Consider the following 26,133-nt stretch of genomic DNA (forward strand, 5'->3'; position numbering starts at 1 on the left):
TATGGGGCATGGGCTTTGGCGCGGCGGGCGATGCAGTGGGCGAAGTGTGCTTCAACACCGCGATGACCGGTTATCAGGAGGTCCTGACCGATCCCAGCTACGCTGCCCAGATCGTCACCTTTACCTTCCCCCATATCGGCAATGTCGGCGCGAACACCGAAGATGTCGAAAGCGCCGTAGAGGGCGCAGTCGGCTGCGTGGTGCGCGAGGAAATCACCCCCAGCAGCAATTTCCGCAGCACCCAGCAATTCACCGAATGGATGGCGGCAAACGGCAAGATCGGCCTTTCCGGCGTGGACACCCGCGCCCTGACCCGCCGCATCCGCCTGTCCGGCGCGCCCAACGCGGTGATCGCGCATTCGCCCGATGGGCTGTTCGACCTGCCTGCCCTGCTGGAACGGGCGAAGGCATGGCCGGGGCTGGAGGGAATGGATCTTGCGCAGCGGGTGAGCCGGGAAAAGCAACAGGACTGGGAAGGCGGTTCGTGGACGCTGGGAAGCGGCTACAGCAGCGCGGAGGGGGGCAAGTTGCCCCACGTGGTCGCCATCGATTACGGGTCGAAGGACAATATCTTCCGCAATCTGGTGAAAGCCGGAGCGCGAGTGACGGTCGTTCCGGCCAAGGCCACACAGGACGAAATCATGGCGCTGTCACCGGACGGCGTATTCCTCAGCAACGGGCCGGGCGATCCGGCGGCAACGGGCGTCTATGCAGTGCCGGTGATCAAGGCGCTGCTGGAGGCGGACGTGCCGCTGTTCGGCATCTGCCTCGGCCATCAGATGCTCGCGCTGGCGACCGGCGCGAAGACCACCAAGATGCACCAGGGCCACCGCGGCGCGAACCATCCAGTCAAGCGGCTCGACAGCGGTGTGGTGGAAATCACCTCAATGAACCACGGTTTCGCAGTGGACGGCGCGACATTGCCCGATAGCGTGGAGGAAACCCACGTGTCGTTGTTTGACGGCTCCAACTGCGGGATCGCGGTGAAGGGTAAGCGGGCCTTCGGGGTGCAGTATCACCCCGAAGCCAGCCCGGGACCGCAGGACAGCTTCTACCTGTTCGAGCGGTTTGTGGGGATGTTGGGGTGAGGGCGTCTTTCGGTCAGGCGAAATCGATTGTCTTGGCAGCTACATTTGAAGCCCTTTACCGCTATGCTGACTTTGAGGCCCTTAGTACCGAGGAAATACACAAGCAGTTAGATGACAACTTTTCTCGGGGATATACGCGTCGCCTTCTGGCAATCCTCGCGGAAGATGGCCTCATCAAAATAGACCAATACGATGAGACATCAGACACGAACTACACTTTGACGAACGAGGGAATAGAGCGCGCGGAGATTCTCCCGCCGATTAATGTGTTGCTCGCAAACATTTCCGAAACGCCAGAGTACTCCCGTTCAGAAGCACCAGAGTACTCTCCACTACTAGCCATCCCAGGCTCCGACAGGATGGTATCTCTAGATCATAATAGCCAGAGTTATAAGGATGTAGCTGACGCAATCGATGAGGCTATCGATATCGCTACTGCAACTAAGCCAAATGACATCTCAGGCGACGAACATCATTCACTGATTACGGGTTTGAAAGCCGCCCGAGTAATGTGGAACGCCTATGATCTTACATACCTTCAGCTCAAGGTTGGAGTCATAATGGCCCTAGAATTAGCTGAAGAGCAACTGCGGGTATCTTTCAAAATGGCGCGTGGCACTTTGCTCGTCGAAGCGATCAAGACGCTATTTAATTAAATTAATACCAACGGAAATTTTCTTATGCCCAAACGTACTGACATCTCCTCGATCCTCGTAATCGGCGCTGGTCCTATTGTTATCGGCCAGGCGTGCGAGTTCGATTATTCCGGCACGCAGGCAATCAAGGCGCTGAAGGAGGAGGGCTACCGGGTGGTCCTCGTCAATTCCAACCCCGCCACGATCATGACCGACCCCGATATGGCGGACGCGACCTATATCGAGCCGATCACGCCCGAAGTCGTTGCGAAGATCATCGAGAAGGAGCGGCCCGACGCAGTGCTGCCCACGATGGGCGGGCAGACGGCGCTGAACTGCGCGCTCAGCCTCGAGAAGATGGGCGTGTTCGAGAAATACGGCGTCACCATGATCGGCGCCGATGCCGAAGCGATCGACAAGGCGGAGGACCGGCAGAAATTCCGCGAGGCGATGGACCGGATCGGCCTCGAAAGCGCGCGCAGCGGTATCGCGCATAATCTGGACGACGCGATTGCGGTCCTCGAAACCACGGGTCTACCCGCGATCATCCGCCCCAGCTTCACCCTTGGCGGCACCGGCGGCGGGATCGCCTATAACAAGGCGGAATTCGAGCGGATCGTGCGCGAAGGGCTCGATGCATCCCCCACCAGCGAAGTGCTGATCGAGGAATCGCTGCTCGGGTGGAAAGAATTCGAGATGGAGGTCGTGCGCGACCGGGCGGACAATTGCATCATCGTGTGCAGCATCGAGAATGTCGATCCGATGGGGGTCCACACGGGCGACAGCATCACCGTGGCGCCAGCGCTGACGCTGACCGACAAGGAATACCAGATCATGCGCTCGGCCAGCATCGCTGTGCTGCGCGAAATCGGTGTCGAAACCGGCGGGTCGAACGTGCAGTTCGCGGTCAATCCTGCGGACGGCCGGTTGATCGTGATCGAGATGAACCCGCGCGTATCGCGCTCCTCCGCGCTGGCGTCCAAGGCGACCGGTTTTCCCATCGCGCGGATCGCGGCGAAGCTGGCGGTCGGCTATACGCTGGACGAGCTGACCAACGAAATAACCGGCGCGACCCCCGCCAGCTTCGAACCGACCATTGATTATGTGGTCACCAAGATTCCTCGCTTCGCGTTCGAGAAGTTCAAGGGCGCGGAAAACAATCTGTCCACCGCGATGAAATCGGTCGGCGAGGTCATGGCGATCGGCCGCAGCTTCGCGGAATCGATGCAGAAGGCCCTGCGCGGGCTGGAAACCGGCCTGGACGGGTTCAACCGTATGGTAGAGCTGGAAGGCGTCAACCGCGATGTCCTGACCGCCGCTCTGTCCAAACGCACCCCGGACCGCATCCTGCAGGTTGCGCAGGCGTTCCGCGAAGGCATGAGCGTGGAGGAAATTCACGCCATCACGTTCTATGACCCATGGTTCCTCCGCCAGATCGAAGCAATCATCGCGGCGGAGCAGAAGATTTCGGACGACGGCCTGCCGATCGATGCGGCGGGCTTGCGGAGGCTCAAGGCGATGGGCTTTTCGGACAAGCGGCTGGCAACACTGGCGGTCCGTTCCGTCGGTGTGGCGGGCGGGCTGGCCGAAACCCAGGCGCGGCGGTCCGGCCTGCTCCACGATGCCCTGCGCGCGATGGCAGGGGCCACGTCCGAAGCCGAGGTGCGCGAACTCCGCCGCAAGCTCGGCGTGCATCCGGTGTTCAAGCGCATCGACAGCTGCGCCGCGGAATTCGAGGCGATCACGCCCTATATGTATTCGACCTACGAAGCCCCCAGCTTCGGGGAACCGGAAAACGAGGCCAATCCGACCGACCGGCGAAAGATCGTCATCCTCGGCGGCGGGCCGAACCGGATCGGGCAGGGCATCGAGTTCGATTATTGCTGTTGCCATGCCTGTTTCGCGCTGGCGGAAGCGGGCTTCGAAACGATCATGATCAACTGCAACCCGGAAACCGTCTCGACCGATTACGACACATCCGACCGGCTGTATTTCGAACCGCTGACGGCGGAAGATGTGCTGGAAATCCTCCGCGTCGAAATGTCGAGTGGCGAGCTGGTCGGCGTGATTGTCCAGTTCGGGGGGCAGACCCCGCTCAGCCTGGCGCAGGCGCTGGAGGACGAGGGTATTCCGATCCTTGGCACATCGCCCGATGCCATCGATCTGGCGGAGGACCGCGAGCGGTTCGCGCGGCTGGTCAACAAGCTGAAGCTGAAGCAGCCGCACAACGGCATTGCGCGCAGCCGGGAAGAAGCCCGCGCAGTGGCGGCGCGGATCGGCTATCCGGTGCTGCTGCGCCCGTCCTATGTGCTCGGCGGCAGGGCGATGGAAATCGTCGATAGCGAGGCGCAGCTCGACAATTACATCGCCACAGCCGTTCTGGTGTCGGGCGATTCCCCGGTGCTGATCGACCAATATCTGCGCGACGCCATTGAGTGCGATGTCGACGCGCTGTGCGACGGAGAACAGGTCGCAGTCGCCGGGGTGATGCAGCATATCGAGGAAGCCGGGGTCCATTCGGGCGACAGCGCCTGCACCCTGCCGCCCTACAGCCTGCCTGCCGAGATTGTGGAGGAAATGGAGCGCCAGGCGAAGGAACTTGCAATGGCGCTGAATGTCGTCGGGCTGATGAACATCCAGTTCGCGGTCAAGGACGGGGAAGTCTATCTGATCGAGGTCAATCCGCGCGCCAGCCGCACCGTGCCCTTCGTCGCCAAGGCGATCGGACAGCCGGTGGCGAAGATCGCCGCGCGGGTGATGGCGGGCGAGAAGCTGGCCTCTTTCCCGGCGTTCAGGCGCGACCTGGATTACATGGCGGTCAAGGAAGCGGTGTTCCCCTTCACCAAATTTCCGGGTTCAGACCCGGTGCTGTCCCCGGAAATGAAATCCACCGGCGAAGTGATGGGCATCGACCGCACCTTTGCGACCGCATTCTACAAGGCGCAATTGGGGGCAGGGGATGCTCTGCCGGAAAAAGGTGTGCTGTTCGTTTCGGTCAAGGACAGCGACAAGCCAGCGATCCTGCCCGCCGTGGCCATGCTGATCGACCATGGTTTTTCCGTGATCGCCACGGGGGGCACGCAGGCGTATCTGTCCGAACAGGGGCTGACGGTCGAGCGCGTGAAAAAGGTCGCCGAGGGCCAGCCGCATATCGTCGACCGGATGATCGATGGCGATGTCGATCTGGTGTTCAACACCACCGAAGGCTGGCAGAGCCATATCGACAGCAAATCGATCCGCGCATCGGCGTTGAGCAGCCGGATTCCCTACTACACCACCGCCGCTGCATCGCTGGCTGCGGCGCAGGCAATCGTGGCGATTAATGCAAGTCAACTTGAAGTCCGGTCGCTACAAGACTATTATAGCTGAAACAACCGCGTGTTTTCTCGACAATCAAGACGGCTTGCTGCCGCCTCCATGGGCCGGCAATCCAGATAACTGTCTGAAAATACGCCTCAATTATGGAATGAGGTTTTCATGCAAAGTGTTCCGATGCTTGCAGAAGGTTACGAACGACTGACCGCCGATCTCAAGGCATACCGCGCCGAACGGCCCAAGATCGTCGATGCGATCGAGACCGCGCGCGCGCATGGCGATCTGTCTGAAAACGCAGAATATCACGCCGCTAAGGAACGTCAGGGGCAGGTCGAAGCCTACATCGCCGATATCGAGAACAAGGTCAGTCGCGCGCAGATCATCGACCCGACGACGCTGTCGGGGGACCGCATTGTGTTCGGCGCGACCGTGACGTTGCTCGACGAGAACGACAAGCCGGTGAAATACCAGATCGTCGGCGAGACCGAAGCGGACGCCAAGAAGGGCCGCATTTCCTACAATTCGCCGCTCGCGAAGGCGCTTATCGGCAAGAATGTCGGTGACGAGATCGAAGTTTCGGTACCGTCGGGTGACAAGTTCTACCTCGTCAAGAAAATCGAATTCATCTGATCCCCGTCATCCCGGCGAAAGCTGGGATCGGGTTCGACGAAGTCTGACATTTCCGAAAGAGTTCCCAGCTTTCGCCGGGATGACGGCTGCACTTAAAAGCGCTGCACTATTTCCCGGCAGCTCCGGGATCGAGCAGCTTGTGCAAGTGGACGATGACGTATTTCATCTCCGCATCGTCGACGGTCCGCTGCGCCTGGGCACGCCAGGCGTCTTCCGCTTCCGCGTAGCTGGGATAGACCCCGACCACATGGACGCTGTGCGGATCCTGGAATTCCAGCGAGCGCGGGTCCTTGACACGGCCCCCCATCACCAGGTGCAGGAGCTGCTTGGATGGGAGCGCGGAATCCGGGGATGGCATGGGCATTTCTCGTTTTACCGGGGAGGGAGGGCACGCCAGTTACGGATTTTCCGCCGCGGCGCAAGCCTGTTCGGTCCGGTAATTACGAGATGCGTGACCGCAAGTCCCGGGCTGCACGGCCGGCCTTGCGGCTGACGTTCCGCTTGAGGATTGCCGCGCTGTCACCCGCCTTGGCGGCACGGTGCGATGCTTCCCGGCGGAGGTTGCGGGCACTGTCACCCACACTGTCGCCAATGTCTTCCAACTTGTCCTGTCCGGTGCGGGCAGCGCTACTTGCGGCATCCATGAGGCTGGTTCCGTATGCGAGGCCGAGTTCCGCCGCGATGGCGGCCAAGGCAGATGCGCGGCTGCTTACCTCGTTGCCGACCCGTTTGCTCAAGCGGCGGCCGGGGCCGGGGATGATCGCAGCCAGCACCACGCCGATTGCGAGCGCGGCGCCAACCGTGGCAATGGGATGTTCGCGCACGAAGCCGGTTGCGCTGTCCCGCGCGTCGCGCGCGTAATCCCCGAGCGAACGTTCTGCCAGGCGTGCTTCGCCGGCGGCAATCTTCTCGCGCAATTCTTCGCGCCGCTGCTCTTCCTTGTTGTCGGTTCCATTCGCGTGGCCGTTCTCAGCGGTGTTCATGCGTCTTCTCCATCAAAAATAAGTTCTTCAAGGCATAAAGCGCTCGGCGGTCAGGCTGGTTCCGTCTCCGCGCGATCGCTGTCCTCCTCGTCCTCGTCACCGAGGTCGTCATCGGTGAACAGGGCGAGGATCGGATTGCGGGCGAACCACAGCAGCACTGCGCCGATCAGCGCCGCCAGGACGCCGCGATTGCTGTCAGCCAGTTCAACCGCTTCTTCGAAAATGTCGACCGCGCCTTCGCTGATCCGGTCGACGATGCGCTCGCCGAAACCCTTTCCCGCCAGATCGGCACGCAGATTGGCGACATCGGCTTTCAGCAGCGCTAAGGCCGCATTGCGCAGCAGGCGGTCTTCCTTGAGTCTGAGGCCGAGTTCGTCGTTCATTCGCTTGCTTCTTTGTAAGCGTCGACAAGCCGTTCGAACCGGGCCTTGGCCTTGAGGCCCAGGATCAGTCCGGCGATGAGCAGGATACCCGCGATGATCGCCGTCGCGCCCCAGGCGGTAATTATCGGTGAGAGAGCGAATATCAGCCCTACGACGAGCGCGATCAACGCCAGATGAAGCACTGCGAAGGCGCTGATGCCGAGCAGCAATCCGGATTTTCCGCGATCCGCCGCAAAGGCAAGTCGTGTCTTCTGGAATGCAATCTCGGCCTCGACATAGGTCTTGCCGTCATCGATCAGGGCGACGATGTCTTCCGACAAAGATCCCTGGGTTGCGGAATTGTCCTCCGCCACCTCCTCGGGCAAATCCGCCGTATGAAGGTGCCCGCCGGGTATTCCGTCATCAACCATTCGCCGCCCCTAAAGCGTAAGTGCGGCCCGGGTCAGGGTTGGTGCCGGGACCGGGCCGCATCACATTCAAGATCAGCCGCGCTTCCCGCGAAAGAGGCGCGCGAACAGGAATCCGACCAATGCGGCAATACCGACAGCGGCCGCAGGGCTCTTGCGAACGGCTTCGCGCGCGTCTTCGCCAAGTTCGTCCACGGTTTTGGCGTCCAGCTTGGCAGCCGTTTCCTGCAGGGTGCGCGATGCGCTTCGGGCGTAATCGCCGTATTTCGCCCCGAGCTTTTCGTCGATCGTCCCGGCATTCTCCGATACGATCTTGCTCAGAGAGGAAATCGCTTCGCTCGCCTTGGCCTTGCCTTCATAGGCAAGATCGGTGGCTTTCACCTTGGCTTCAGCGGCCAGTTCGGATGCCTTGACCCTGGCTTCGGCTCCGTATTCCTTTGCTTCGCCGACCAGTTCGGAAGATTTACCTTTCGCCTGCGCGCGGTAGGTAGTGGCCCGGTTGGCAGCTTCCGCCTTCAGGGCGGCCGCACCGGCCTTGGCTTCTTCCAGCGCAGCGTTGAAACGGGTCTTTGCCTCGGCCGTACCGTTGGTCGAAGTGGTCGCCGAAGCCGCCGTTGCCGCAGGCTTGGCAGGAGCCGCTTTCCTGGCTGCCGGCTTGGCCTTGGTCGCGGGTTTGGGATTGGTTTGTTTGGGTGGTTGCGGCTTTGGTGTGGTCTCTACCATGGTGTCTTCCTTTGCCCTGTGCGGCGTGAATTATCTGCCGAATCCAGAACCAGACGAGTGGTTCGGATGGTTGGTGGTGCAACGCAACTTGCGTGCCTTTGTTCCGGCGCATAAAGCGCCATTGCGCCGTAACTTTCAATATTTAAGCGGTGTGTTAGTCAATTACAACAGCCCAAGCCGGAGCAATACACCAACATGACCGCAATCATCGACATCCATGGCCGCGAAATTCTCGATAGCCGGGGCAATCCGACTGTAGAAGTCGATATCCTGCTGGAAGATGGAAGTTTCGGGAGAGCGGCGGTGCCCTCCGGCGCTTCGACCGGTGCGCATGAGGCGGTGGAATTGCGCGACGGCGATGCGGGCCGTTATCTCGGCAAGGGCGTGAGCAAGGCGGTGGCGGCAGTGAATGGCGAAATCGCCGATGCGCTGCTCGGCCTGGATGCGGAAGACCAGCGCGATCTCGACATGGTGATGATCGATCTGGACGGCACGGACAACAAGTCGCGCCTCGGGGCGAACGCGATTCTCGGCACCAGCATGGCGCTGGCGAAGGCGGCGGCAAACGCGCGGGGAATGCCGCTGTGGGCCTATGTCGGAGGGGTTTCGGCCCATGTACTGCCGGTTCCGATGATGAACATCATCAACGGCGGTGAACACGCGGACAACCCGATCGATATCCAGGAATTCATGGTCATGCCGGTGGGCGCAGACAGCATCGCAGAGGCCGTCCGCTGGGGTTCGGAAATCTTCCACACTCTCAAGAAAGGCCTGTCCGCAAAGGGACTCGCTACCGCAGTCGGCGACGAGGGCGGCTTCGCGCCCGATCTGGCGAGCACCCGCGATGCGCTCGATTTCATCATGGCATCGGTCGAACAGGCCGGTTTCAAGGCTGGAACCGATGTCGTTCTGGCGCTCGACTGCGCCGCGTCCGAATTCTTCAAGGGCGGAAAATACGAAATTTCGGGTGAGGGCAAGTCGCTCTCGCCGGACGAAATGGCGGCCTATCTTGCCAAGCTCTGCGAAGATTATCCGATCCGTTCCATCGAAGACGGCATGGACGAAGACGATTTTGCCGGTTGGAAGGCGCTGACCGACAGTATCGGTGACAAGGTCCAGCTGGTCGGCGACGATCTGTTCGTCACCAACCCGCGGCGCCTGGCGATGGGGATCGAACAGGGGCTTGCCAATTCACTGCTGGTCAAGGTCAACCAGATCGGCACCTTGAGCGAAACATTGGCGGCGGTCGATATGGCGCACCGTGCCGGCTACACCTCGGTAATGTCGCACCGATCGGGCGAAACCGAGGATGCGACCATTGCCGATCTCGCCGTGGCGACCAATTGCGGACAGATCAAGACTGGCTCGCTTGCCCGGTCCGACCGGTTGGCGAAATACAATCAGCTCATCCGCATCGAAGAGGAACTGGGTGCCAGCGCGATATACGCCGGGCAGGGTTGCTTTGGCCGCCTCGCCCGTTAACGGGCGCCAGGCTGCGGCTAACTAGCCGTATTTGGCCTGAAGGTTGAACATGGCGATGGCGGCCTTGGCTGCTTCGCCGCCCTTGTCCTTGCGGGTCTTGTCCGCACGGGCGAGGGCCTGTTCCTCGTTTTCGACCGTGATGATGCCGTTACCGATGGCGATACCGTCCATCGACAGTGCCATGATGCCGCGCGCGCTTTCCCCGGCGACGATCTCGAAATGATAGGTTTCGCCCCGGATGACGACGCCAATGGCGACGAAGCCGTCATATTGCCCGCTTTCCGCTACGATCGCGATGGCGCCCGGGATTTCCAGCGCCCCGGGAACGGTGAGAACCTCGCATTCATGTCCGGCGTCCGCCAGCGCCGAGCGGGCACCGTCCACCAGCATATCATTGAGATGATCGTAAAACCGGGCTTCGACGATAAGAAAACGCGCCATTCACTGCTCCTGTTGGTCGCGGCGCGATAGCTCGGCGGGATGCAATAGGAAAGAGAGTTGGCGTCTTCGCCCGCCAGCATCTGGCAGGAGAGGGCTAGTCTTCGTCCTCATGCGCCAGCTTGTTGCGGATGAATTCGAAAACCGGCCCGTAGATTGGGCGCTCGAACTGGACACCGACGATGTGATCCTTGGACCAGCGTACGGTTGCCACGATGGGGCCGATAGTCTCGATCTTGATGGTTATGTCTGTGCCCGCAGTCAGGCGGCCGAAACGGTCGTAGAACCGGCAACCGGTTTCCGAAATCTCGAAGATCGGCACATGGCGCGCCAGCCCGTTGCCGGTCCGGTAACGCCCTTGAACAGAAATATCGAACCGCGGCGTGCACCGTGTCTCGTCCAGTACGTCCAGCTGATGCTGGGTGATCTTCTGCTGGCTGTTCATCGGTACCCTCGGGAATTATCGGTATTCTGGATAGGGAGTGTACCACCGACAGGGTTAAGCAATGGAAAAAGCGCGGGCGGGCAAAGATGCATGGTCGGGTGTGCTCTCGCCTTCCGGTTCGGAGGTCTAGTGGACCGCTTGGTGCTCGGCGTGAGGTCCCGGCATCACCATCCGGATTGCCTGCATCATGCCCCTGTCACCATGACTCGCAAAATGGCAGTGCATGACGAAGTCCCCGACGAAACGCCGGTACCGAGTGCGCATAATTACCTTGTAGGCAGGCTTTACCATCACAGTGTCGCGCCAACCGCCGATCATTCCGGCATAGTCGGCATCGTATGCCTCGCTTTCTTTGCGCGTGACGTCACGACCTTGTCCGTCGCGGATCGAGATGATCTCGAAAGGATTTACATGAATATGAAAAGGGTGGCTTCCTTCTCCCGACGTGATCTCCCATTCTTCGACATCACCGAGAGTAAGCGTTCGGTCTATGCGCCCATGTTCAAACGTATTTCCGTCTATGCTGAATGCGAATGACCCATCATCTTGTTCCAAAATGCTCATCTTCGCAGTTTGGTAGCCGGTAATCTCGTCTTCGATCACTGGGCTGTGCCAGGTGAAGGATTTGATCTGCAATTCATTCGAGAGGTCGGAGATAACCCGGCTTCGCACCCGCGCGTCGCTTATGCGCTGTTCGGCCGCATTGGTCAGCGTTTCGGTCAGATGAGCAGCGATGTCCGCAACCGCCACGGCTTCACCGCTGACCTTCAATATGCCAAGCACACTGCGATCATCGGAATTGCTCGGATCTGTTTGATCATTTACCAAACAATAGAGTCCGGGCTGCTTGAAATACGCCAGAGCATCGAAGCGAGATCCCGGATACATGACGGCCTTATCCACCCGCCGGATAGCCTTGCGCGTGAGCCCATCGTCCGCGAAATGGAACAGCTCGACCTGCTCACCTGTGCAATATTCCGCGATCCATTCCATTTGTTTCTCTGCGGGAACGCCGCGTAATTCCGGCGCTCCGATGGCTAGGCGACGAATGTTCATCTTCACCGGACGGCGCAGTCCGGCATGAATGAGCCGCAAACGCTGAAAAAGCCCGGTTTCCACCCCGGTCAATGTCGGCTGCACCTCCCCGTTGATTCCGATAAAGCGGCCCGAGCCCAACTCCTCGTCTCGTCCAAACTGGCTCCATCGCTCCACCGAGCCTACAACACCTTTTGCGCACGACCAGGCAGCATTTGAAGCTGACGCGATGATCTGCCCACCTTCGTCAAAGCAGGCGTACTGGATTTGGGAGAATACCCATATCTGCTCTCCAAAGGCCGCGCCACCTTGGCTGGGAAAGAGGATGTCCACGTCACCTGGTGCGCTCAAGGTAGGGATGCGGTCCCCATCAACGATCAGCGCGCCAGCCATTCCTGACCCTAGTTGAACGCTGGTCGAACCGTGCATGTGGGGATGATACCAGAACGTACCGGCAGGATGATCTTCCGGGATCGCGAATTCATAATCGAACCGCTGGCCGGGATGGATTTCAATCATGACATTATCGCTGTTTCCACTCGGCGAAACCCAGAGGCCATGGGTGTGGATATTCGTCGAGTTGAAACACGCGATCTTCTCAATGTCACCGGGCTCGCACGGCGGCAGATTATTCTCCACGTCCAGCTTGAGAACTTCGCCCGGTGATATTCTCATCACTGGCGCGACCAGCCTGTCCGCTCCCTCGTTTCGGAACGCGCGCAGTTCAACCACGTCCATCTCCTGCGTCCAGGGATTATAGATTTGCGATTGCACCCGTTCTACCGAAAGTTCGTAAGCCGACGATCCCGATCCCGATCCCGATCGTGCACTTGCGGCACCATGCAATTGCAATGCCGCTGCCATGGCGACAGACACAAGCATCGAGAAAGCGGATTTTTCCATGGTTGCCCCCCGACATCCTTGATCAACATTGCACGCTAGATCATGTTGAACGCTGATCTGGCAACACCGTTACCTCGGTTACCGACCCGGTTGATTCAAATAAATGCGGAAGAGAGAGAGGGAAGTACTTTTTGACGGTTTTTTGACGGTTAAAGGGAAGACCGGCGGAGGTTGAGCCTTGTTGCGTGAATCTGGCCACACCTTTGGCACCCGCACGAGGGAAACCAAAGACAAGACTGGGCCGCGATGCGCTGCAAACTTATACTGGATAAGGGAAATATGGTGGACGCACTTGGGTTCGAACCAAGGACCCGCTGATTAAGAGTCAGCTGCTCTACCAACTGAGCTATGCGTCCGTCGCCGGGAATTGCGGCATCTCCGAATCGCGGTGCGAGGCGGAGAGGCGCTGCATATAGCGCGTCTTTTCCCCTTGGGAAGGACAAAGCTTGCGCGCCCCGTGAAATGCGGGTGGTTCGCCCGCTGAACTTAGCTGATCAATCCCGCACGCGGGCTCTCGCGGTTCCACCGGTTTACCATCATCAGGGTGCCGATGCAGATCATGTTGGTCATCATCGAGGAACCCCCATGGCTCATGAACGGCAGGGGGATGCCGACAACGGGGGCAAGGCCCATCACCATCATCAGATTGACCGCGACGTAGAAGAAGATCGTCGCGACCATGCCGGACGCGAGAAGCTTTGCGAAACGGTCGTTCGAGCGGCGTGCCACCTTCAGGCCCCATCGCAGGATCAGGCCGAAGATCACGATCACCACCAGCCCGCCCAGCAGACCCCATTCTTCCGCCATGGTGGCGAAAACGAAATCGGTATGCGGTTCGGGCAGGTAATTGAGGTGGCTCTGCGAACCTTCGTTGAAGCCCTTGCCGGAAAACCCGCCCGAACCGATCGCAATCTTCGACTGCATGATGTGGTAGCCTGCGCCCAGAGGATCACTTTCGGGATCAAGAAACGTGGTCACGCGGCGCTGCTGGTATTCCTGCAATCCGAAGAAGAATGCTACCGGAGCAAGCACTGCCGCGGCGGCACCTGCGCCGACAAACCAGCGCATCGGCAACCCGGCAAGGAACATGACCACCGCCCCGCCAAATCCGATCGCAAGCGCAGTCCCCAGATCGGGCTGCATCAGTACCAGCGCCATGGGCACCAGGATCAGTCCAGCGGGCGGGATCAGTGCCCGCCAATCGACAATCATACCTGCCGGAAGCGTCGAATAGAACCGCGCCAACACCAGCACAATCACGGGCTTCATCAGTTCGGACGGCTGCAGGACAATCGGCCCCAGGTTGAGCCATCGCTGGCTCCCCCCGCCCAGGGCTCCGATTGCCTCCACCGCGACCAACAGCAGCAGTACGACAGCGTAGGCGGGGTAAGTCATGAACCGGACGAAATCCCGGCCGAACATTACCATCACCGAGGCCATGGTCATGAACACGGCAAAGCGGACAAGGTGCGAAATTGCGAAGGGCTGCATGCCGCCTCCGCCGGCGGAATAGAGCACCGCAGCGCCGAAGGCGACCAGCACGAAAAGGGGGAACAGCATCTCCCACGGCTGCCGGGCGATGGGGGCCGGAACGATAGTGTTCATTCCGCTCCGTCCAGCCTCGAGGAATCAAGATTTTCGGAGCGGTTGATCGCCGCGTCGGTTGCCTCGACCACGGGTTGCAGCGCGGCTGCCCGGGCCTCGGCATCGACTTGATCGAAAATCTCCTCTTCCCGACGCGGCACAGGTTCGACCGCTTCACCGGCTTCACGGGCATAGGCGGCGTATTTCTTTGCCAGCCGCTCCTGCGCGGTGCCGCCCCACTGGGATTCCATCGAATGGAGCTGCTCCAGCCCCTTTTGAGGATCGAACATGAATGTCATGACGTCGCGCGCGATCGGATAGGCAGAGCCCGAGCCGCCGCCGTGCTCGATCACAACGGCGCCGGCATAGCGCGGGTTGTCGAATGGTGCGAAGAAGATGAACAGCCCGTGGTCGCGGTATTTCCACGGTCCGGACCGGCCATCCGACTTGGACAGCGAAACCACCTGCGCAGTGCCCGTCTTGCCGGCCATCAGGATGTCGTCCAACGGCAACCGCGCGCGGCCCGCAGTACCCGGGCCGTTGACCACGTCGCTCATCGCCTTGCGGATCATGGCTTCGTGCTCTTCCGAGATCCCCATGGGGGCGAACGACGGGGTTTTGGTGTTGAATATCAGGCGAGGCATGACTTGCCGGGCAGAGGCCAGGCGCGCCGCCATAACCGCCAGTTGCAGCGGATTGGCAAGCATGTAGCCCTGGCCGATGGTGGCGTTCACCGTATCGAAGGCAGCCCAGGGCTGGTCGTATTTCTTCAGCTTCCACTGCGGGTCGGGGACAGTGCCGTAGAACTGGCTGGCCACCGGCAGCGGAAATTCCTGCCCCATGCCGTAGCGGCGGGCCATTTCCGCTATCGGGTTCATCCCGACTTGCTGGGCGAAATGATAGAAATAGACGTCGCAGCTCTGGTAAATCGCCTTGGGCAAATCGACGCGGCCATGACCGCCGCGTTTCCAGCAGCGGAACACCCGGTTTCCTACTCGCAGGCCGCCACTGCAATTGACCGAAGCCGACGGATCGAGGCCTTCCTTGAGAAATGCAGTGCTGACCATCGGCTTCACCGTCGATCCCGGAGGATAAAGGCCCTTCAGCACCTTGTTGCGCAGCGGAACGCGCTCGTCGCTGCTCAGCATACCGTATTCGACCCGGCCAATTCCGTCGGAAAAGCTGTTGGGATCGAAACTGGGCATGGAGGCCATGCACAGGAGATCGCCGGTCACGCAGTCCATCACCACCACCGATCCGGACTCCAGCCCAAGCCGCCGCGCGGCGTAATCCTGCAGCGGACCGTCGATGGTCAGTTTGATCGGCTTGCCCTGGACGTCCTCCCTCGTATCGAGGTCGCGGATAATCCGGCCGGAGGCGGTAACTTCCACCCGGCGGGCACCGGGAACACCGCGCAATTCCTGCTCGAACTGCTTTTCCAGGCCGTCCTTGCCGATCTTGTAACCCGGAGTGATCAGCAGCGGATTGCGGTCGCTCTCGTATTCTTCCGCTGACGCCGGGCCGACATAGCCGATGAGATGGCCAACTGCCGGGCCGGTAGGATAGAACCGTGAGAAGCCGCGCTGGGGCACCACGCCCGGTAATTCGGGAAGGCGGACACTGACCGCAGCGAATTGCGAGAAATCGAGCCCGCTCGACACTTCGATGGGCTGAAACCCGCGCGCCTGCGAGATCTTGTCCTTCAAGTCCTGTACGGCAGTTTGGTCGAGTGCCAGCAATTGGCCCAGAACGCCGATAGTCCGATCGCGGTCGACAATCCGGTCAGGGATCAGATCGACCCGGAAATCGGCCCGGTTGGAGGCGAGGGGCGCTCCGTTCCGGTCCAGTACCCACCCGCGGCGCGGAGGGATCAGGGAAAGATTGACCCGGTTGCTTTCGGACTCGGTCGCGTATTTCTCGTTCTCGGCAATTGCGATGTAGCCCATGCGGACGGCCAGCAGCGTTCCCACGCCGCCGCCCATGGCGCTGATGACGAAACTGCGCCGGTCGTAAGCATTCTTGAGAGTGGCAGAATTGACGACCGGCCCGGCGCGCTTGCGGGCCATGGTCAGGACTTCCTGAACCGGGTCAGGCGCAATCTGTCGAGGCTGGCGATCATGCGGGAGATAATGGGGAACAACAGCACGGACAGCAAGAGCTGCGGGACAAGTGCCAGCAGCATCGGAAACGAACCATGTGCGCCCGACAGCAGGGTTGCGACAAGCAGGTAGACCGTAAGGATCAGCCCAGCGGTCATCCAATCCTGGATGAAGCCATGCCAGGGGAAGCGGACTTCGAGTGCATCGATGGCGATCAATGTCATCGACCATAGCAGAATTGCGCTGCCGAACGGAAAGCCGCTGAACAGATCGTCCCAGATGCCCAGCGGAAATCCTGCCCACACGGGCACAATTCCGGGCCTAACAAGCCGCCAGCCAAGCAGGAACATGAATCCCATCGGCGGCACCAGCGGCACCGCGCTCGCAATGAACAGGAGCGGCAGGATTGATCCCACCAGGATGCTGGCGACCGGGATACCATAGGCGAGAACTGCGGAGTGGCGGCGGTTGATCCGACTGCCGAATTCGTCCCGCCGGACGGTCCCGCGATAGGCGGTTCTCATTCGCTCAGCTCTTCTTCGATGGGTGTGGCCGCGCCGATGATCGCCTCGGGTTGCCAGATCGGATCGACCGATACGAAATCCGTGGCGGCGGGATCGCTGATGATCCGCGCCAGCGCGCCGTCATCGGTTAGTTGGGATACGACCGCAACCGCCACACCGGGACGATAATAGCCGCCCGAACCGCTGGTGACGAAGACATCGCCGATTTTCAGGGGATTGATCCCCAGATTGATCAGCCGGATCCGCAGCAGCCCGTCACCGCGCCCCTCGGCCAGTGCGACGACATTGTCCTGCGCCCGGCGGACCGGCAATACGCTCTGGCTGTCAGTGAGGAGAAGGATACGCGAGGAATTGCGCCCGACCTCGAGCACGCGGCCAACGACGCCGCGCGGGCCGCGCACCGGCATACCGGCGGTCACCCCCCGGGAAGACCCGGCGCCGAGATAGGCAAACCGGCGGGTACTCGCAGCCGTCGATCCCACGATCCGGGACACGACTACCGGCTCCACTTCGGCCTCCTGCAAGGCCAGTAGCGCCTTCAACCGCTTGTTTTCCTGCTCCACCGCCTTGGCTTCGGCCAAGCGGATGCGGGCCAGTTCCATCTCGCGCTTCAACTCCGCGTTCTGGCTGCCGGCCCGGTAATAGCCGGTGATGCTTTCGATCAGGCCGTTTCCGGTGGTACGGGTCTGCGCGGACACTTCCCCGACGGGCGCGACCGCGTCAGCGGCGATCATCCGCGGACCATTGAAGTTGGCCGGACGCCACAGCGACAGCCCGAGCAGGACCGCACCAACGAGCGCGCCGATACCAGCCACTACATAGCCGGTGAAAATTCCGTATTGCGCCCTGCGCGAAAAGCCGGGGCGCCGTTTGGAAGGCGGCGCCATGATTGTCCCTTCCTCAGGCGGTCATCAACACGCCGCGATAGATGGGATCTTCCATGGCACGGCCGGTGCCGATTGCCACGCAAGAAAGCGGATCTTCCGCGATGCTGACCGGCAGGCCGGTTTCCTCGCGAAGATGTGCGTCCAGCCCGCTGATCAACGCGCCGCCGCCAGTCAGGACGATGCCCTGATCGACAATGTCGGCCGCCAGTTCCGGAGCGGTATTCTCAAGCGCAATCCGGACCCCTTCGACGATCGCGCCGATGGGTTCGGCCAAGGCTTCCGCAAGGTGGCCCTGATTGATGGTGATTTCCTTGGGCACGCCGTTGACCAGGTCGCGGCCCTTGAGGGTGATGGTTAGGCCGATGCCGTCTTCCGGCGGAACGGCGATACCATATTCCTTCTTGATCCGTTCGGCGGTGGATTCACCGATCAGCAGATTGTGGTGACGACGGACGTAGGACACGATCGCTTCGTCCATCTTGTCGCCGCCGGTGCGGACCGACGTGGTGTAGGCCAGGCCCCGCAGGGATAGAACGGCCACTTCGGTTGTGCCGCCGCCGATATCGACGACCATCGAACCCACCGGTTCGGTTACCGGCATGTCGGCACCGATCGCAGCTGCCATCGGTTCCAGGATCAGATATACCTGGCTCGCGCCAGCATTGCTTGCCGCATCGCGAATCGCGCGGCGTTCGACCGAGGTAGAGCCGGACGGAACGCAGATTACGATTTCCGGATAGCTGAACATGCTTTTCTTGCCGTGAACCTTGCGGATGAAATGCTCGATCATCTTTTCGGCAATTTCGATATCCGCGATCACCCCGTCACGCAGCGGGCGGATGGCTTCGATACTGTCGGGGGTCTTGCCCATCATCATCTTCGCATCATCGCCAACGGCCTTGACCTTGGTGATGCCGTTCAGCGTTTCTATCGCCACCACGGACGGCTCGTTCAGAACGATACCGCGCCCCTCGACGTAAACCAGCGTGTTCGCCGTACCGAGATCGATCGCCATGTTCTGCGATCCGAATTTGAAGAGGCGGGAGATGAAGCTCATTGCGCGGTCGAATCCATAAAATTTGCGGTGCTTCAGCGCAGCACTTGGCCGCCGCCGGGACCCGCTTATGACAGGGAGTGCGCTCCCCTTAGCCAAACCCTAGGGAAAACACCAAAAATTTATGTTAACAGCCCACCGAATTTTCACCATCGGCCTCGAATATCCTGCGCTTCACCGCTAGGCTGTTTTTCTGATGCCGGAAATCCGCCGCCTCCCCGAATCCCTTGTCAACCGTATTGCTGCGGGGGAGGTGGTGGAGCGGCCCGCTGCCGCGCTCAAGGAACTGGTTGAAAATGCGATCGACGCCGGTGCGCGGCGCATCGCGGTCCAGTTGGTCGACGGCGGCCTCGCCCGGATCGAAGTGACCGATGACGGCTGCGGGATGAACCCGGCGGAAATGGCTCTGTCTCTCGAACGTCATGCGACGTCCAAATTGCCGGACGAGGCTATCGAACAGGTCGCGACGCTCGGCTTTCGGGGCGAAGCCTTGCCTTCCATCGCCAGCGTGGCGCGGTTCACGCTGGAGAGCCGCCCTCAAGGCGGTGAACAGGGCTGGCGGCGGGTGGTCGATCACGGCGTGCTGCTGGAAGATGGCCCGGCGGCACTGCCCCCCGGCACCCGGGTGCGGGTCGAGCAATTGTTCCACAAGGTTCCGGCGCGGCGCAAGTTCCTGCGCACCGCGCGCAGCGAATATGCCGCCTGCAAGGATGTGGTGCACCGCCTCGCGATGGCGCGGCCGGACATCGGCTTCACCCTCGATCACGGCGAACGGCGGGTGCTGAGCCTGCAGCCGGGAGAAGTTGTCGCCACTAGAGTCGCCGGGATCATTGCGCGCGAACTGGCGGACAACGGCGTTGCGATCGAGTTGGAGCGTCCCACGGCGGCGGGTCCGATGCGGCTGACCGGTATCGCCGGCCTGCCGACCTACAACCGGGGGGTGGCCGATCATCAATATCTGTTCGTCAACGGCCGACCGGTGAAGGACCGGCTGCTGACGGGCGCGGTACGCGGAGCCTATTCCGATATGCTGGCGCGCGACCGCCATGCGGTGCTGGCGCTGTTTCTCACCCTGCCGCCGGAAGAAGTCGATGTGAACGTCCACCCGGCCAAGACCGAAGTCCGCTTTCGCGATGGACAGGCGGTGCGCGGGTTCATCGTTTCCGGACTGCGCCAGGCCCTCGCAACGGGGGACCGGCGCAGCGCGCAATCGCCGGATGTCGCGGCGATGGGGCGGTGGCAGTCGGAACCGCTTGCGGAACCTGCACCCGCTTTGCGCTCGATGTTCGAAGGGCGCGACTGGTCCGCGCCCTCTGCCGACCATTTGGCATCGCCGCGACCCGAATGGCGCGGGATGGAAGGTGAGACGCTGGCCGCACCGATGGGCCGGGCGCAGCAGGCCGAGGAACTCCCGCCGCAAGCCGACGAATACCCGCTCGGCATTGCCCGGGGGCAAGTCGCCAACACCTACATTGTGGCCGAAGCCGCGGACGGGCTGGTGCTGGTCGATCAGCACGCGGCCCATGAACGCCTGGTGCTGGAGCGCCTTCGCGCGGCAGGAGCGGAGGACGCGGTCAAGCGGAGCCAGGCGCTGCTGCTGCCGGACGTTGTCGAGATGGAGGAAACCGCCTGCGACCGGCTGGAGGATGCGGCGGACAAGCTTTCGGCTCTGGGGCTGGTGATCGAACGGTTCGGGCCCGGCGCAATGCTGGTTCGCGCCGTTCCTCATGCGCTCGGCAAGAGCAATCCGGCGGCGCTGCTGCGCGATATCGACGACGATCTCGCAAAACATGGCGAGGCTCTGCTGCTGGGCGAGAAGCTCGATCTGGTGCTGGCCACGATGGCGTGTCACGGATCGGTGCGGGCAGGGCGGACATTGTCGGTTGCGGAAATGAACGCGCTGCTGCGGGAAATGGAGCGGACGCCCCGCTCGGGCCAGTGCAACCATGGCCGCCCCACATGGGTCAAGCTGTCGATGGACGATGTCGAAAAACTGTTCGGGAGACACTGATGGACCAGCGCACCGCGTTTATGCTCATCGTTGCGACAAGCGTTCTGGTTGCCTGCGCGGAAGAGGTCAGTCCGGCCGAACAGGCGCGGATAGATGCGGAGAAAATCGCCGCGGTCGAACGGGCCAGCATCGTGCCGCCGGACCCGATTTCGCCGCAGCGAATTGATTTTCGCGATTATGAGGAGAGCAATCTCTACGGATCGGGCTGCGCGTTCATACCGGAAGGCGGCGCGCTTGACCCGATCGCCCTGACACAGGCCGAACGCGCCTATATGAAGGTGGATGACACAATCGTTCGGTATGCTTCGGACAAGGGCGGCAAACAGGGACCCATGGGAACCTGGCAAAAATATGACGGGAAGGTCCATTCGATCCGGCTGCTGTTCGCGCCTGGGGAGGGGAAGGCGTCAGGCTCCGAAACGGTCACCTATCCCGCAACGCTTTCTGTCTTCAACGGGCGTGACCAGATCGTCTATCGGGCCAGTGGTTCCGCGAACTGCGGGTTCTAGGCGCGGGTTATTCCTCCGAGCAAGACTGATCGCGAACGCGGATCAGGCCGTTGGAGACCATTTCCAGCACCAGATCGCCATGCTGGTTGAAGGTCTGGCTCTTCGATTTGAAGATGCCCATTTCGGGGCGTGACTTGCTCCGCCGCTTCTCGAGTATTTCGCTGCGGCAGGACAGCGTATCTCCCGGATAGACCGGCTTCACCCAGCGCAATTGGTCGACGCCGGGCGATCCCAGCCCCGCCTGCTGGTGGATTTTCATATCCTCTACCATCATTCGCATGGTCATGGCGCAGGTGTGCCAACCGCTGGCCGACAAGCGGCCGAAATGGGTCTGCGCAGCGGCCTCGTCGTCGAGGTGGAACGGCTGCGGATCATACGCTTCCGCGAATTTGAGCACTTCTTCGCGGGTTACTTCGTATCGGCCGAAGGTCTTGGACGATCCGACCTCGATATCTTCGAAATATATCATGCAGGCTCCGCTATGGCGCCAGCGTTCAATAGGCCAGCATCCACAGACCCATAGCCACCATCGCGAGATTCTCCGACAGGGAAACGAAGCCGAGCGGCACGTTTCCGCTGCCGCCGACACAGGCGCATTTGATCTCGCGCTTCTGGATCTGGACTGCGTAGAACACCGATACGGCACCTATCGTCCCGATGGTCAGCGCCACGGGGATCGAAATCCACGGTAGTATCCGCCCCGCCATCAGGATTGCAGTGAGTGCTTCCAGATAGGGATAGGCGTAGGAATATGGGACGAAACGCTTTGCCAGCAGGTCGTAACCGACAAACATGCTGGAGAATTTTTCGACATCCTGCAGCTTGAGCATGGCCAGCATGGCCATCGAAAAGGCGATGAACCATTCCCCGGTGCGGATGGTCAGCGGCATTCCGTAGACAAACTGGCTGATCGACAGCGCCAGCGCCGCCGCCACCGCGAATACCGCCAGCACGGGGCGGTAACTCGTGGCGTCGGGGTTTGGCAGCGGATTGCCGAAATGCGCCCTCAATTCCGTGTATCCGCCGATCCGCCGCCCGCCGATGAAAGTCTGCGGAGTGGTGTCGGCGCCATGCTCGCGCTTGAAGGCATCAGTCTGTTCGCGAGTGGTGAGGTGGTGGTCCTCGACCTCATAGCCCTCCCGTTCCAGCAGCCATTTCGACTTGATTCCGTAGGGACACACATGCTTGTCCACCACCATACGATAGAGTTGGGCTGTCTTGCCCGGCGATATGGGTTCCTGTTTCATGCTCTCAAGATATACCCTAGGGGGGTATATTTCAAGTCAGTAGTCATGCCCGGAAGGAAGGGATCTTCCGGCCCGGGTCCATGTCCGGAATGATCCGGTAGCGCGCCAGGATCAGGCTGAATATTCCAAAGATCAGCAGCCCAGCAGCCACCAGCGTGAAGATCACCCCTTCGCCCGACAGCGAGGCGACCGCATCGCCGAGCGTCTTGATCTGATCGGTGCCGCTGGACAGGAATCCGGCCTTCACCAGCGACCAGCCGATGACGATGAACACTACCGCCCGCGCCAGGAACCCAGCGCCGCCCAGCCAGCGGGTCGAGTCAGGGGCTTGGGGGCTGATCCGGTGCATGAAGGAGCCGGTTATGCCCTTTTTCGCCTGCGCCAAGGCGGCGATGAAGAACAGCAGGCCAAGGATCCCGAGCACTGCTCCGCCAAGGGTCACGGACAGGACACCGGCCGCGGCGTCCTGCGCACCATCGCCCCCGTCGCCGGAGGAGGTTGCGAATTTGTAAGCGGAAAACGCCAATGCAAAATGGCCGATTGCGCTTCCCGCATGGCCGATGCGCGTTCCCCAGCCGACCGTGTCGGAACCGTGGTTTTCTATGTCGAAAAGTGTCGAGGCGAGACGGAACAGCGCATAGGCCGTGAGACCGACGACCATCAGCCACAATATCGCCATGCCCGCAGGAAATTCCTCGATTGCAATGAAAATGCCGTCGGTACCCTGTGCGATTCTTCCCGCGCTCGTGAGGGCGATAAGCCCGAGGACAATATAGAGTATCGCGCGACTGAAATAGCCCACTCTCACGAGCGAGCGGAATTTTTCGGACTTGTCTATCATGTGTTGTTTCCCCGCTTCATCTCACCCTGAAACGGGCGGAGCGGAAAAAAGTGCCGAGATTCAGACGTTGAATTTGAAGTTCAGCACGTCGCCGTCCTGGACCAGGTACTCCTTGCCTTCCTGTCGCAGCTTGCCCGCATCGCGCGCGCCGCTTTCACCGCCGAGGGAGACGAAATCCTCGAACGCGATGGTTTCCGCCTTGATGAAACCGCGTTCGAAATCGCTGTGGATCTCGCCCGCCGCCTGCGGAGCCTTGGCACCTTTGGGAAAGGTCCATGCGCGCGCTTCCTTGGGCCCGCAAGTGAAATAGGTTTGCAGCCCGAGCAACTCATATCCGGCGCGGATCACGCGGGCGAGGCCGCTTTCGGACAGGCCGAGCTCGGCCAGAAATTCGCCGCGGTCTTCGGCCGGCATGGTCACCAGATCCGCTTCGATGGCGGCCGATACTACAACCGACTGCGCCCCTTCCGCTGCCGCCTTGGCTGCGACCTGTTCGGACATGGCGTTGCCCGTCGCCGCGTCCTCTTCGGCCACGTTGCAGACATACAGCACAGGTTTGGCGGTGAGCAATTGCGCCTGCCTGAACACCCGCTCTTCCTCGATATCGGCAGGTTCGGTTAGCCGCGCCGGCTTGCCTTCGCGCAGCAATTCGAGCGCCTGACCCAGCACACTGGCGATGACTTTTGCTTCCTTGTCACCGGCCTTGGCCTTCTTTTCCGCCGCCGGAACGCGCTTCTCGAGGCTTTCGAGATCGGCCAGCATCAGCTCGGTTTCGACCACTTCCGCGTCGGACAGGGGATCGACCTTGTTGGCGACGTGCTGGATATCGTCATCTTCGAAACAGCGCAGCACATGGACGATGGCATCGACTTCGCGGATGTTGGCGAGGAACTGGTTGCCCAGACCTTCACCCTTGCTGGCGCCTTTGACGAGGCCTGCGATATCGACAAAGCCGAGCTGCGTTTCGATGATTTTCGCGCTGCCGGCAATCGCGGCAATCTGGTCCAGACGGGCGTCGGGCACGGCGACCTGGCCGACGTTCGGCTCGATCGTGCAGAACGGGTAATTGGCCGCCTGCGCCGCCTGCGTCTCTGTGAGCGCATTGAAAAGGGTGGACTTGCCGACATTGGGCAGCCCGACGATCCCGCAACGGAAACCCATCGAAAACTCCGGAAGTAAGAACTGGAGGCGGCGCTTAGACCCGCGCGGGCCGCTTTACCAGCCCGGTGATCGGCGCACTACACGTTGTGAACCGCCTTGATCCAGGGACCGAGGGGTGTTTCGCCTAGCCAACCGACCTGGACCCGCGCGCTCGTTTCGTTGATCGGGAGCTGCGGCTTGCCGCCGGGATGGACCGCGCGCCGCAGGGGCCGGGTGCCCGGCGGCATTGCGACGATTTCGGCAATGGCACCCGGCACGTCCATCGGATCGGCGCTGCGGCCGGAGCCGTCCTCGGTACCCATCCGGGCAACCATCTGCGGATAGCCGGCGGTGTGGATACCCTCAGCCCGTTCCTTCAATGCGGTGTTGTACTGGTTGCGGTTGCGCCAGATTTCGGTCGGATAGCCGCCGGGCTGGATGATGGTGACTTCGATATTGTGCGGCACCAGTTCGTAGGCGAGCTGTTCACCCAGCGCCTCGATCGCGAATTTGGTCGCGGAATAATGTCCGCCGCCGGGGACGATGACCCGTCCGAGCTGGCTGGAAATCATGAATATCTGCCCGGCCTTCTTTGCCCGCATACCCGGGAGAACCGCGCGCACGAGCCGGTGATAGCCGAGGACGTTGGTGTCGAACGCCAGCCGGGTTGCTTCCATGTCCTGGACCTCGACAGGTCCGGTAATCCCGACCCCGGCGTTGTTGACCAGAACATCCAACCCGCCGCCGTTGATCCGTTCCGCCTCCGCCACCCCGGCGGTGACCTGCGCATCGTCGGTGACGTCGATTTCGATGACATGGATGTCGAGTCCCTCGCGCGCCGCCAGCGCGGTCAGTTCCTCCGCTTCCGGGCGAGGAAGGTTCCGCATCGTCGCAAACACCTTCGCACCGAGCCGCGCATAGTGCTCCGCGCCGAGCCGCCCGAAGCCGGACGAACAGCCGGTGATGAGGACCGACTTGCCGCGCATGTCGGGCCTGGCGGACAGGACACCCTCCTGCGCGGCAGAGCTGGCTGCGGCGAGGGCGCTCGTGGCCGCAGCGCCTGCCAGCAGGGTCCGGCGGTTGATCGAAATCGAGTTGAACGAGGACACGGGCAGAATCTCCTTGAAGCTTCGTACCAGCCTATCAGATCACTCCTGCAATCGCAGCGCAACGTCGTTCATGAAGCGCGCGTCATCACCTTTGGCCAGCCAGTCGGCCTCCGAACCGATCGCGGCTAGGGTGCTGATCAGATCGTCCTGTTCCGCTTTCGCGTAATTGCCCAGGACATAGCCGTGCACCCGGTCCTTGTGCCCGGGATGGCCGATCCCGATTCGCACCCGGCGGAAATCGGCACCACAATGCTGGTCGATCGAACGCAGACCGTTGTGTCCTGCGGTACCGCCACCCTGCTTGACCTTGACCTTCATCGGCGCGAGGTCGAGTTCGTCGTGGAAGACGGTCAGCGCATCAAGGCCCAATTTGTAGAACCGCAAGGCCTCGCCGACCGCGCGGCCGCTTTCATTCATGAACGTCGCGGGCTTAAGCAGGATGATCCGCTGTCCGCCAATCCGCCCGTCCTGCATCCAGCCGGAGAATTTCTTCTGCACCGGCCCGAATTCGTGCATTCCGGCGATGACGTCCACCGCCATGAACCCGACATTGTGCCGGTGCATCGCGTATTGCGGACCGGGATTTCCGAGACCTACCCAAAGCTGCATCGGCTTCCCCTAGCGACAATGCCTGCAAAACAAAACGCCGGCCTTTCTGGGA

The 26,133-nt window shown here is 61.2% G+C and carries 27 protein-coding genes and 1 tRNA gene; 8 read left to right on the forward strand and 20 right to left on the reverse strand.

The window, feature by feature from the left end:
- From carA to greA, 4 genes are all read left to right on the forward strand, one after another.
- Positions 1 to 1,088: glutamine-hydrolyzing carbamoyl-phosphate synthase small subunit (gene carA / locus U0988_RS05560; protein ID WP_322291636.1), on the forward strand; the 1,088-nt coding region annotated here is incomplete at its 5' end.
- A 32-nt stretch (positions 1,089 to 1,120) separates the two neighbouring features.
- A complete protein-coding gene (locus U0988_RS05565) occupies positions 1,121 to 1,744 on the forward strand; it encodes a hypothetical protein (protein ID WP_322291637.1) in 624 nt (207 codons plus the stop codon).
- A gap of 24 nt (positions 1,745 to 1,768) precedes the next feature.
- Positions 1,769 to 5,092, forward strand: coding sequence for a carbamoyl-phosphate synthase large subunit (gene carB, locus U0988_RS05570; RefSeq protein ID WP_322291638.1), 3,324 nt, complete (start codon positions 1,769 to 1,771; stop codon positions 5,090 to 5,092).
- 108 nt (positions 5,093 to 5,200) lie between these two features.
- Positions 5,201 to 5,668: a transcription elongation factor GreA gene (gene greA, locus U0988_RS05575; protein WP_322291639.1), complete on the forward strand. Its 468-nt coding sequence runs from the start codon at positions 5,201 to 5,203 to the stop codon at positions 5,666 to 5,668.
- Positions 5,669 to 5,774: 106 nt separating this feature from the next.
- On the opposite strand, the gene U0988_RS05580 is transcribed toward greA, so the two are convergent.
- From U0988_RS05580 to U0988_RS05600, 5 genes are all read right to left on the reverse strand, one after another.
- Positions 5,775 to 6,026, reverse strand: coding sequence for a DUF4170 domain-containing protein (locus tag U0988_RS05580; RefSeq protein WP_322291640.1), 252 nt, complete (start codon positions 6,024 to 6,026; stop codon positions 5,775 to 5,777).
- Between the two features lie 82 nt (positions 6,027 to 6,108).
- Complete coding sequence (locus U0988_RS05585; RefSeq protein WP_322291641.1) at positions 6,109 to 6,651, reverse strand: hypothetical protein; 543 nt, start codon at positions 6,649 to 6,651, stop codon at positions 6,109 to 6,111.
- A 50-nt stretch (positions 6,652 to 6,701) separates the two neighbouring features.
- Entirely contained in the window at positions 6,702 to 7,034 is a 333-nt protein-coding gene (locus tag U0988_RS05590; RefSeq protein ID WP_322291642.1) for a hypothetical protein, read from the reverse strand.
- Positions 7,031 to 7,444, reverse strand: a complete 414-nt coding sequence (locus tag U0988_RS05595; RefSeq protein ID WP_322291643.1) for a phage holin family protein — start codon at positions 7,442 to 7,444, stop codon at positions 7,031 to 7,033. Before U0988_RS05595 ends, U0988_RS05590 begins: the two co-directional genes overlap by 4 nt.
- Before the next feature lie 72 nt (positions 7,445 to 7,516).
- The gene (locus U0988_RS05600) at positions 7,517 to 8,164 is read right to left on the reverse strand and encodes a hypothetical protein (RefSeq protein WP_322291644.1); all 648 of its coding nucleotides are present in this window, start codon (positions 8,162 to 8,164) and stop codon (positions 7,517 to 7,519) included.
- A gap of 25 nt (positions 8,165 to 8,189) precedes the next feature.
- Between U0988_RS05600 and U0988_RS05605 the strand changes: the two genes are divergently transcribed.
- Both U0988_RS05605 and eno read left to right on the forward strand, forming a co-directional pair.
- On the forward strand, positions 8,190 to 8,363 hold the full coding sequence (locus U0988_RS05605) for a hypothetical protein (protein WP_322291645.1): 174 nt from the start codon (positions 8,190 to 8,192) through the stop codon (positions 8,361 to 8,363).
- Positions 8,360 to 9,646 carry a phosphopyruvate hydratase gene (gene eno / locus U0988_RS05610; protein ID WP_322291646.1) on the forward strand — a complete coding sequence of 429 codons (1,287 nt, stop codon included), beginning with the start codon at positions 8,360 to 8,362 and terminating at the stop codon, positions 9,644 to 9,646. The genes U0988_RS05605 and eno overlap by 4 nt, the downstream gene beginning before the upstream one ends.
- 21 nt (positions 9,647 to 9,667) lie before the next feature.
- Here the strand turns inward: eno and ribH are convergent, their stop codons facing one another.
- The 9 genes from ribH to U0988_RS05655 form a co-directional block, all read right to left on the reverse strand.
- Complete coding sequence (gene ribH / locus U0988_RS05615; RefSeq protein WP_322291647.1) at positions 9,668 to 10,087, reverse strand: 6,7-dimethyl-8-ribityllumazine synthase; 420 nt, start codon at positions 10,085 to 10,087, stop codon at positions 9,668 to 9,670.
- Between the two features lie 94 nt (positions 10,088 to 10,181).
- Positions 10,182 to 10,529, reverse strand: a complete 348-nt coding sequence (locus U0988_RS05620) for a PilZ domain-containing protein (protein WP_322291648.1) — start codon at positions 10,527 to 10,529, stop codon at positions 10,182 to 10,184.
- A 126-nt stretch (positions 10,530 to 10,655) separates the two neighbouring features.
- The gene (locus tag U0988_RS05625; protein WP_322291649.1) at positions 10,656 to 12,467 is read right to left on the reverse strand and encodes a multicopper oxidase family protein; all 1,812 of its coding nucleotides are present in this window, start codon (positions 12,465 to 12,467) and stop codon (positions 10,656 to 10,658) included.
- A gap of 280 nt (positions 12,468 to 12,747) precedes the next feature.
- Positions 12,748 to 12,823, reverse strand: a tRNA-Lys gene (locus U0988_RS05630).
- Positions 12,824 to 12,953: 130 nt separating this feature from the next.
- Positions 12,954 to 14,072 (reverse strand): rod shape-determining protein RodA, encoded by a 1,119-nt coding sequence (gene rodA, locus U0988_RS05635; protein WP_322291650.1) that lies wholly within the window; start codon positions 14,070 to 14,072, stop codon positions 12,954 to 12,956.
- Entirely contained in the window at positions 14,069 to 16,117 is a 2,049-nt protein-coding gene (mrdA, locus tag U0988_RS05640) for a penicillin-binding protein 2 (RefSeq protein WP_322291651.1), read from the reverse strand. The genes rodA and mrdA overlap by 4 nt, the downstream gene beginning before the upstream one ends.
- Positions 16,118 to 16,119: 2 nt before the next feature.
- Positions 16,120 to 16,674: a rod shape-determining protein MreD gene (locus tag U0988_RS05645; protein WP_322291652.1), complete on the reverse strand. Its 555-nt coding sequence runs from the start codon at positions 16,672 to 16,674 to the stop codon at positions 16,120 to 16,122.
- Positions 16,671 to 17,561 (reverse strand): rod shape-determining protein MreC, encoded by an 891-nt coding sequence (gene mreC, locus U0988_RS05650; protein ID WP_322291653.1) that lies wholly within the window; start codon positions 17,559 to 17,561, stop codon positions 16,671 to 16,673. The genes U0988_RS05645 and mreC overlap by 4 nt, the downstream gene beginning before the upstream one ends.
- 13 nt (positions 17,562 to 17,574) lie before the next feature.
- Positions 17,575 to 18,618: a rod shape-determining protein gene (locus tag U0988_RS05655; protein WP_160755266.1), complete on the reverse strand. Its 1,044-nt coding sequence runs from the start codon at positions 18,616 to 18,618 to the stop codon at positions 17,575 to 17,577.
- Positions 18,619 to 18,811: 193 nt separating this feature from the next.
- On the opposite strand from U0988_RS05655, the gene mutL reads away from it, so the two are divergent.
- Positions 18,812 to 20,626 (forward strand): DNA mismatch repair endonuclease MutL, encoded by a 1,815-nt coding sequence (gene mutL, locus U0988_RS05660; protein ID WP_322291654.1) that lies wholly within the window; start codon positions 18,812 to 18,814, stop codon positions 20,624 to 20,626.
- A complete protein-coding gene (locus U0988_RS05665; protein WP_322291655.1) occupies positions 20,626 to 21,135 on the forward strand; it encodes a hypothetical protein in 510 nt (169 codons plus the stop codon). The genes mutL and U0988_RS05665 overlap by 1 nt, the downstream gene beginning before the upstream one ends.
- A 7-nt stretch (positions 21,136 to 21,142) precedes the next feature.
- On the opposite strand, the gene U0988_RS05670 is transcribed toward U0988_RS05665, so the two are convergent.
- From U0988_RS05670 to pth, 6 genes are all read right to left on the reverse strand, one after another.
- The gene (locus tag U0988_RS05670; protein ID WP_322291656.1) at positions 21,143 to 21,604 is read right to left on the reverse strand and encodes a MaoC family dehydratase; all 462 of its coding nucleotides are present in this window, start codon (positions 21,602 to 21,604) and stop codon (positions 21,143 to 21,145) included.
- A 25-nt stretch (positions 21,605 to 21,629) separates the two neighbouring features.
- Complete coding sequence (locus tag U0988_RS05675; RefSeq protein ID WP_322291657.1) at positions 21,630 to 22,382, reverse strand: MauE/DoxX family redox-associated membrane protein; 753 nt, start codon at positions 22,380 to 22,382, stop codon at positions 21,630 to 21,632.
- 43 nt (positions 22,383 to 22,425) lie between these two features.
- The gene (locus U0988_RS05680; protein WP_322291658.1) at positions 22,426 to 23,223 is read right to left on the reverse strand and encodes a DUF1206 domain-containing protein; all 798 of its coding nucleotides are present in this window, start codon (positions 23,221 to 23,223) and stop codon (positions 22,426 to 22,428) included.
- A gap of 60 nt (positions 23,224 to 23,283) precedes the next feature.
- A complete protein-coding gene (gene ychF / locus U0988_RS05685) occupies positions 23,284 to 24,384 on the reverse strand; it encodes a redox-regulated ATPase YchF (protein ID WP_322291659.1) in 1,101 nt (366 codons plus the stop codon).
- A gap of 77 nt (positions 24,385 to 24,461) precedes the next feature.
- A complete protein-coding gene (locus tag U0988_RS05690; RefSeq protein WP_322291660.1) occupies positions 24,462 to 25,472 on the reverse strand; it encodes an SDR family oxidoreductase in 1,011 nt (336 codons plus the stop codon).
- Between the two features lie 39 nt (positions 25,473 to 25,511).
- On the reverse strand, positions 25,512 to 26,081 hold the full coding sequence (gene pth / locus U0988_RS05695; protein ID WP_322291661.1) for an aminoacyl-tRNA hydrolase: 570 nt from the start codon (positions 26,079 to 26,081) through the stop codon (positions 25,512 to 25,514).
- Positions 26,082 to 26,133 lie beyond the last annotated feature (52 nt).

Origin of the sequence: Allopontixanthobacter sp., assembly GCF_034376665.1 — a bacterium.
In the GTDB taxonomy this organism is placed as follows: Bacteria; Pseudomonadota; Alphaproteobacteria; order Sphingomonadales; family Sphingomonadaceae; genus Allopontixanthobacter.

Coding starts and splice junctions, on each gene's coding strand:
- U0988_RS05670 (WP_322291656.1), bottom strand. CDS start 21,604: ATGATATATTTCGAAGATATCGAGGTCGGATCGTCCAAGACCTTCGGC.
- U0988_RS05620 (WP_322291648.1), bottom strand. CDS start 10,529: ATGAACAGCCAGCAGAAGATCACCCAGCATCAGCTGGACGTACTGGAC.
- pth (WP_322291661.1), bottom strand. CDS start 26,081: ATGCAGCTTTGGGTAGGTCTCGGAAATCCCGGTCCGCAATACGCGATG.
- U0988_RS05645 (WP_322291652.1), bottom strand. CDS start 16,674: ATGAGAACCGCCTATCGCGGGACCGTCCGGCGGGACGAATTCGGCAGT.
- U0988_RS05590 (WP_322291642.1), bottom strand. CDS start 7,034: ATGAACGACGAACTCGGCCTCAGACTCAAGGAAGACCGCCTGCTGCGC.
- U0988_RS05595 (WP_322291643.1), bottom strand. CDS start 7,444: ATGGTTGATGACGGAATACCCGGCGGGCACCTTCATACGGCGGATTTG.
- ribH (WP_322291647.1), bottom strand. CDS start 10,087: ATGGCGCGTTTTCTTATCGTCGAAGCCCGGTTTTACGATCATCTCAAT.
- U0988_RS05680 (WP_322291658.1), bottom strand. CDS start 23,223: ATGATAGACAAGTCCGAAAAATTCCGCTCGCTCGTGAGAGTGGGCTAT.
- ychF (WP_322291659.1), bottom strand. CDS start 24,384: ATGGGTTTCCGTTGCGGGATCGTCGGGCTGCCCAATGTCGGCAAGTCC.
- U0988_RS05585 (WP_322291641.1), bottom strand. CDS start 6,651: ATGAACACCGCTGAGAACGGCCACGCGAATGGAACCGACAACAAGGAA.
- mrdA (WP_322291651.1), bottom strand. CDS start 16,117: ATGGCCCGCAAGCGCGCCGGGCCGGTCGTCAATTCTGCCACTCTCAAG.
- carB (WP_322291638.1), top strand. CDS start 1,769: ATGCCCAAACGTACTGACATCTCCTCGATCCTCGTAATCGGCGCTGGT.
- U0988_RS05675 (WP_322291657.1), bottom strand. CDS start 22,382: ATGAAACAGGAACCCATATCGCCGGGCAAGACAGCCCAACTCTATCGT.
- U0988_RS05625 (WP_322291649.1), bottom strand. CDS start 12,467: ATGGAAAAATCCGCTTTCTCGATGCTTGTGTCTGTCGCCATGGCAGCG.
- greA (WP_322291639.1), top strand. CDS start 5,201: ATGCAAAGTGTTCCGATGCTTGCAGAAGGTTACGAACGACTGACCGCC.
- U0988_RS05665 (WP_322291655.1), top strand. CDS start 20,626: ATGGACCAGCGCACCGCGTTTATGCTCATCGTTGCGACAAGCGTTCTG.
- mreC (WP_322291653.1), bottom strand. CDS start 17,561: ATGGCGCCGCCTTCCAAACGGCGCCCCGGCTTTTCGCGCAGGGCGCAA.
- mutL (WP_322291654.1), top strand. CDS start 18,812: ATGCCGGAAATCCGCCGCCTCCCCGAATCCCTTGTCAACCGTATTGCT.
- U0988_RS05600 (WP_322291644.1), bottom strand. CDS start 8,164: ATGGTAGAGACCACACCAAAGCCGCAACCACCCAAACAAACCAATCCC.
- rodA (WP_322291650.1), bottom strand. CDS start 14,072: ATGAACACTATCGTTCCGGCCCCCATCGCCCGGCAGCCGTGGGAGATG.
- U0988_RS05655 (WP_160755266.1), bottom strand. CDS start 18,618: ATGAGCTTCATCTCCCGCCTCTTCAAATTCGGATCGCAGAACATGGCG.
- eno (WP_322291646.1), top strand. CDS start 8,360: ATGACCGCAATCATCGACATCCATGGCCGCGAAATTCTCGATAGCCGG.
- U0988_RS05580 (WP_322291640.1), bottom strand. CDS start 6,026: ATGCCATCCCCGGATTCCGCGCTCCCATCCAAGCAGCTCCTGCACCTG.